Annotated in this window: 4 protein-coding genes and 1 riboswitch; of the genes, 3 read left to right on the forward strand and 1 reads right to left on the reverse strand. The window is 74.3% G+C overall.

What is annotated here, in order from left to right; all coding sequences use genetic code 11:
- A partial coding sequence (locus FNQ90_RS09780; protein WP_182606008.1) for a M48 family metalloprotease occupies positions 1-1,747 on the forward strand: 1,747 nt, incomplete at its 5' end.
- A gap of 7 nt (positions 1,748-1,754) precedes the next feature.
- Here the strand turns inward: FNQ90_RS09780 and FNQ90_RS09785 are convergent.
- On the reverse strand, positions 1,755-2,306 hold the full coding sequence (locus FNQ90_RS09785; protein WP_182606009.1) for a DnaJ domain-containing protein: 552 nt from the start codon (positions 2,304-2,306) through the stop codon (positions 1,755-1,757).
- A 755-nt stretch (positions 2,307-3,061) separates the two neighbouring features.
- Between FNQ90_RS09785 and FNQ90_RS28410 the strand changes: the two genes are divergently transcribed.
- On the forward strand, positions 3,062-4,306 hold the full coding sequence (locus FNQ90_RS28410) for a PP2C family protein-serine/threonine phosphatase (protein ID WP_182606010.1): 1,245 nt from the start codon (positions 3,062-3,064) through the stop codon (positions 4,304-4,306).
- Positions 4,307-4,491: 185 nt separating this feature from the next.
- Positions 4,492-4,653: riboswitch (cyclic di-AMP (ydaO/yuaA leader) on the forward strand.
- Positions 4,654-4,660: 7 nt separating this feature from the next.
- Positions 4,661-6,085, forward strand: a complete 1,425-nt coding sequence (locus FNQ90_RS28415) for a M23 family metallopeptidase (protein ID WP_323379863.1) — start codon at positions 4,661-4,663, stop codon at positions 6,083-6,085.
- Positions 6,086-6,118: the final 33 nt, after the last annotated feature.

Raw genomic sequence — 6,118 nt, forward strand, 5'->3', positions numbered from 1 at the left:
GATGTACCTGACGGCGGAGGTCAACGCCTCGGTCTCCGAGCGGCCCCGAATGCTGGGCCTGCTCGTCGGCGAGCGGACCATGTACCTGGGCGTACCGCTGCTCACGAACCTGCGGGAGCCGGAACTGCGGGCCGTGCTCTGCCACGAACTGGGCCACTACGCGGGGCGGCACACCCGGTTCGGCGCCCTCACCCACCGGGGCGCGGCGTCGCTGGACTCCACGCTCTTCCGCCTCCGGATGACCGCCCGGTCGGAGAACGGCACACCGGGGTACGCCCGGCTGTTCCGGGCGGTCATCGAACTCTACGCCCGGGTGTACCTCCGGGTCTCCCTGTCGGTGCGCCGTCGCCAGGAGTTTGAGGCGGACGCGGGGGCCGTCGCCGAGGTCGGGGCGGAGGCCACCGCCGAGGCGCTGCGCGAGGTACACGCCCTCGGGTTCGCCTGGGCCGGGTTCCGGGACCGATTCCTGTTACCGATCCAAGGGCTGGGTTTCGTTCCGGACGACGTCTTCGCGGCGTTCACCGACATGGTGCGGGACCCCGCCGTCCGGGAGCGGATGGCGGAGCTGCGGGCCCGCCCGGTCGAGGCGAGCCGGTCCCCGCTGGACTCCCACCCGCCGCTCTCCCGACGGCTGGAGCTGATCGGGGCACCGCCGCCGGGCGACCACCGCGCGACCGACGGGGAGCCCCCGCCGCCGATCGCCCGGGAACCACGGCTGCGGGTGCAGGAGAGGATGCTCGACGCGGCCCGGGACCCGGTGACCCCCCTGCCCCGCGCACAGTGGACGGACCTGGCGGCGGAGGCGTTCGCGATCGAACTCGCCGCCCTGCTGCTGGACGCGGCACACGCCCTCGCCCCGGACGGGGACCGGGGCCTCGACACCGTCTTCGACCTGCTGGAACGCGGTGAGGGGGAGAGGCTGGCACGCGGGCTCACGACCGCGCCCGGGCCGCACGACCAGCTCGCAGAGGCCCTGTACGCCCTGGTCGGTCAGGCGTTGGTCGGCCGGAACCTGGCGCGCTGGGCTCCCGGTTGGACCGAGGGCTACCGGCTGGAGTACCGGCGGGGGACCGGCGGGGACCCCGAGGTCCTCGCAGCCCTGGTGGCCGCCGTCGCCCGGGACGCGGGGGCCGTGGACGGTCTGCGCCGTGAACTGGTCCGGCTGGGCGCGGACCCCGGGGCGCCGGTCCCGCTGGCCCTGCGCACCGTGGCGGCCCCGGCGGGGCGGACCCGGGTCCGTCGGACCGGTGGACGGATGCCGGAGCACCTGGCGCGGGAACTCCGGCGGCAGAGGACCGTGCGGGGCTTCACCCTCGGTGTCCTGGCGGTCGTGGGGGTGATCTGGGTGGTGTCCCTGGTGGGAAGCGACCCGTCCCGGCCGTATTCGCCGCCGGTCACGAACCTCCCCACCGGCCCGACGGGTGTGCCGGATGCCTCCGGCTTCCCGGGACTGCCGGAGCCGCCGACGATCCCGCACCCCCGTGATGTGCCGGGACTGCCGGGGAGCGGCTTCACGTACTCACCACCCATCGTGACGATCCCGCCGTACGAGTCGTGGGGGATCCTGGCCCCCATCCCCCACACCGTGCGGCCCGGGGACACCCTGAGCGGCATCGCCTGCCGGTACGACACCACCGTCGAACACCTCCAGCGGATGAACGACATGGGCTCCCGGACCGAGATCGCGGTGGGGGAGGAACTGCGGGTCCCCAACGGTCCCCTGGAGTCCGGGGCGGCGTGCGGCTGATCGGACGTCACCCCTCCGGTTGGTCGGGCCGATCCTCCGACCACCCCCGACCACGGGCCCCGCGCCGACGCCGCCGACCCCGCTCCGGGGGCTCCTCGGTCCGCCACCAGGCGAACCGATCGGCACGCCGCCACGAGTGGGCGGGCTCGTCCGCCGGGGTCTCCCCGCCGTGCGGGCGGTGCGTGTCGGCGTGCTCGCGGAAGCCGAACCGGGAGCCGGACCCGGCGGACCACGCGAAGGGGTCGGACGCCCCCGGGCGCGGTGGGGACGGGCCGTCGGACGCCGGTGTCCCGGAGCGGGACGGCCCGGCGCCCGCCGGGCCGGTTCCGGCCGTCGCCGCGCGGCGACGGTCGTACGCCGCGCGTCGACCGGGGTCCATCAGCGTCTCCCGGCCCCGTTGGAGTTCCCGGAAGGCGGCCGGGTCGCCACCGTGATCCGGGTGTTCGGCGAGAGCCCGGCGACGGAACGCCCGGGCGATGCCGTCCGCGTCGGTGTCCGCCGGTACGCCGAGCAGCGCGTAGAGGTCCGGTTCCCCGGCCCTCCCCGGCGACGGACTCATCGCCGGGCCACCTCGGCCCGGCGGCAGACCCACTGCCACGACGCGCGGTGCGGGACGGTCCCGAGCCGTGCCCGGACACGAACGTCACCCAGCGCCTGCCGGACAGGTGGCACCACACGTCCAGGGCGTCCTCGGTGCCGGAGTGGTGGAGGTCGCTCCGGTCGAGTACGTCGCCGTTGACGAACGGCCACTGAGCCCGCGCCTGCGCCTCGGCCGGCAGGTTGCCGAGGAATCCGCGCATGCGTCCCGACAGCGGCAGGTCGGCGGAAGTCTCCGCCGGTGGCGCGTCGCCCGGCAACGCCGGCCGCCCGACCCGGCGTTGCCGGGGCCGCGTGACGACGACGGCGTGTCTCATGGAGGCGGGGACGAAGGACAGGACGGTGAGCGCCTGCGCGGGCCCACCGCGGTCGTTGACGGTCGGCGTGCACAATGCCGGCCCGCGCTCGCCGAGCACCACCGCGTGCGGGCGTCGCACATGCACGGAGGGGCAGTCCGCCCATCACTCGACGGTCGGCCCGACCCGGGCGGCGATGCGCTCGCGTCCCGCCGGGCCGGGCGCTCACCCACCGGATGGGGGGTCGGGCCGGATCCCATCCGTTCGGGTGCGCCCGCTCGCCGGGCGGGGGCGGTTGGAGCCCGTCCGCTCTCCCGAGGAGATGACCTTTTCCCGGGGATTCGCGGGATATTCAACCTTTCATCGTTTTCGCGCTGTTCGTCGGGTGGCTTTCCCGGAGGTACGGAGGAAGATTGGTGGGGTGCGCCTCGCTCGTCGCCCGTCGTTCTCCTCCGCGGAGCCGCGGGCCCCGGTTCCGCGGTACCTCCGGCTGCTGCCGCCGGGGTTGATCGCGCTGGGCGTGGTGATCAACTTCCTCACGCCACCGGAGGCCACCTTCACGCCGCTCTTCGTCGCCGCGCCGCTGGTGGCGGCGGCGTTGTTGTCCTTCCGGGAGACCGTTCTCACGGGATTGTCCTCCTCCATCGCGGTGATCCTGCTGACCCTCTTCGTGGTGCACGCGGCGGTGGTCTCCGACGAGATGATCCGGGTCCTGACGGTCCTCACCGTCTCGGCGTTCTCCCTGCTGGTGAGCCGGCTCAATCGGCAGCTCGCGTCCGTGCGCGGGGTGGCGGCGGAGGTGCAGCGCGCCGTGCTGCCCACCCCCCCGGAACGGGTGGGGCCCCTGGAGGTGGCCGCCCGCTACCAGGCGGCCCGGGAGGACACCCTGGTCGGCGGCGACATGTACGCGACGGTGGACACCCCGTACGGGACGCGGCTGCTGGTGGGGGATGTGCGGGGCAAGGGGCTCGGCGCGACGGAGGCCGTGACGGTGATCCTGGGGGCCTTCCGCGAGGTCGCGGACACCGAACCGGACCTGGCGCGGGTGGGAGCCCGGTTGGAGAACGCCTGGCAGCGCGAGGGCGGGCGGCGGGCCGGCCTGGACGGGATGGAGGGGTTCACCACGGCCGTGGTGGTGGAGGTGCCGGCCGGGGACCCCGGGGTGCTGCGACTCCTGGACCTCGGTCACCCGCCGCCGGTGCTCCTGGAGCCGGACGGGAAGGCGCGGTACCTGGAGGTGCGCGACCCGGGGCTTCCGTTGGGGCTGGCCGGATTGGCCGGAACGGCGGACGGGGGACATGTGGAGGAGTACGCGTTCCCGCCGGGGGCGAGTCTGCTGCTGTACACCGACGGCGTGAGCGAGGCGCGGGACGAGCGGGGCACGTTCTACGACCCCGTGGCGGCGCTGGCGGGGCGGCGGTTCACCCGGCCCCGCCGGGTGCTGGACGTGCTCTTCTCCGACATCGCCGCGCACACCGGTGGGGTGGCCCAGGACGACATCGCGGTGTTGGTGGTGCGCCGTCCGGTGCCGGGCGAGGACCTCCCGGGCAGGGAGGGCGGTCGATCGGGTCGGCGGTCCGGGAGGACCGGTCGCGGCGCGGTCCGGGGCGGGCCCGGGAGTGTCGTCACCGAAGGTGAACGGCCTGCTGCGAACGATAACAACTGACGAACAGTCAGTTTTTCGGGGTGCCCGGGCCGCGGTGATCTTTTGTCCCCTTTGAGCTCCGCGGAGATGAAACGTCCACCTGAAGAGAGCCTTAAATAACTTGCTGTGACTTGGAATTCGGCGCGGCTCTCTATTAACGTTCGATAACGCGGCACGGTCCGGTACCGCCATCGCAAGGGATGGCACCGTGCTGCGCGTCGAATCCATGGGGGCGGGTCACCGCGCCCCGGAACCGGGGAACCACTTCCCGGGGTGAATCGGGCGACCGACCTCCCGTCGGACGCCCGTAGGAGACCTTCCCGCTCCGAACCCGTCAGCTAACCCGGTAGGCGAAAGAGGGAGAGGAGCGCCTTCGTGGCGTCGCAGCAGCCCGTTTCGGCGGAGGGCGCGTACGGCCGGTCGACCGGCTCGTACCCCACCGTCGACACCGCCCACCACGTCGGTGGGCACCACCCCGCGGCGGCGGACCACTTCGGTCACGCCGGCTGGTTCGGCCACTCGGCCGGCGGGGAGGGCGGTACCGCCTCCTCCGCTTCTCCCGGCCCTACCCCCGGAGACGTGTTCGGAAACTCCTTCGACGAGTCCTTCGGTCACGCGGGGGACCGGTCGACCGCCACCCGGGCGGCGGAGGACTTCGCACCCGCTTTCGGCGACTACCCCGCACCCGCCGGGCACGAAACCCCCGACTCCGCTCCGTTCGGCGCCCCGACCGACGGCGGCCCCGCCGCGGAGTCGCCCCGGGACACCGAGGCCGTGTGGTACGGACCCGAGGCCCCCGCCGGTGAGTGGAACCCCGGTGCCGACCCGGCGGCCCCCGTGCGCGGACGCCACCGCGTCGCCCGCCGGCGCGGCGGCACCGTGGCCCGCAGCCGCGCCGTCCTCGGAGTCGGCGTCATCGCCGCCGTGGGCGCCGGCGGCATGGCCTCCGCCCAGGAGGGCGTCGAGGGCTCCGGCGCCGATCGGGTCCGAGCGATCCCGGACCGGATCCCCGGCCTGAGCGCCCTCCTCTCCACCGATGACCAGGACGCCGGCACGACGCGGGCCGCGACGCCGGTGATCACCGCCGCCCCGCTGACCTCCGCGGGCGTCGCGGTCGCCTCCGCCGACTCCGGGACGGGCGGGTCGACCGACCCGGGGGAGGCGCTGCGCTCCCGCATCCTCCAGCAGGCGGACACCCAGGAGGCGATCGTCGAGGCCGAGCGCCACGCGGAACTCCGGACGCAGGCCGTCGCCGCCGCCGCCGAGGAGGCCGCCGAACTCGCCGAGCGCGAGCGTCTCGAGGCCGAGGAGCGCGAGCGCGCCGAGGAGGAGCGCAAGCGCAAGGAAGAGGAGGAGCGCAAGCGCAAGGAGGAGGAGGAACGCCTCCGGCAGCTGCGCGAGAGCTACGTCGCCCCCCTCACCTCGTACTCCTTCTCCTCCGGTTACGGCGTCGCGGGAGCCATGTGGGCCAGCGGCTACCACACCGGCACCGACCTGGTCGCCCCCGCCGGCACCCCGATCAAGAACATCCACACCGGTGTGGTCAAGGAGGCCGCCTGGGCGGGCTCCTACGGCTACCGCGTGGTGGTCGAACTGGCCGACGGCACCGAGGTCTCCTACAGCCACCTCTCCTCCATGGCCGTGGTCGCGGGCCAGGAGGTCATCACCGGCGAGGTCATCGGCAACGTCGGCTCCACGGGCAACTCCACCGGCCCCCACCTGCACCTGGAGGTTCAGCCGGCCGGTAGTGGCACCGTGGACCCGGTGGCCTGGATGCGCGGCAAGGGCGTCGCCATCTGATCCGGGGCGCGCCCCGCGCCCCGCCCCGAACCA

The organism is Streptomyces alkaliphilus (assembly GCF_014141535.1).
GTDB lineage: Bacteria > Actinomycetota > Actinomycetes > Streptomycetales > Streptomycetaceae > Streptomyces > Streptomyces alkaliphilus.

What these genes read in the sequence shown, in the direction of transcription:
- FNQ90_RS09785 (WP_182606009.1), bottom strand. Translation starts at nt 2,306, where the DNA reads ATGAGTCCGTCGCCGGGGAGGGCCGGGGAACCGGACCTCTACGCGCTG.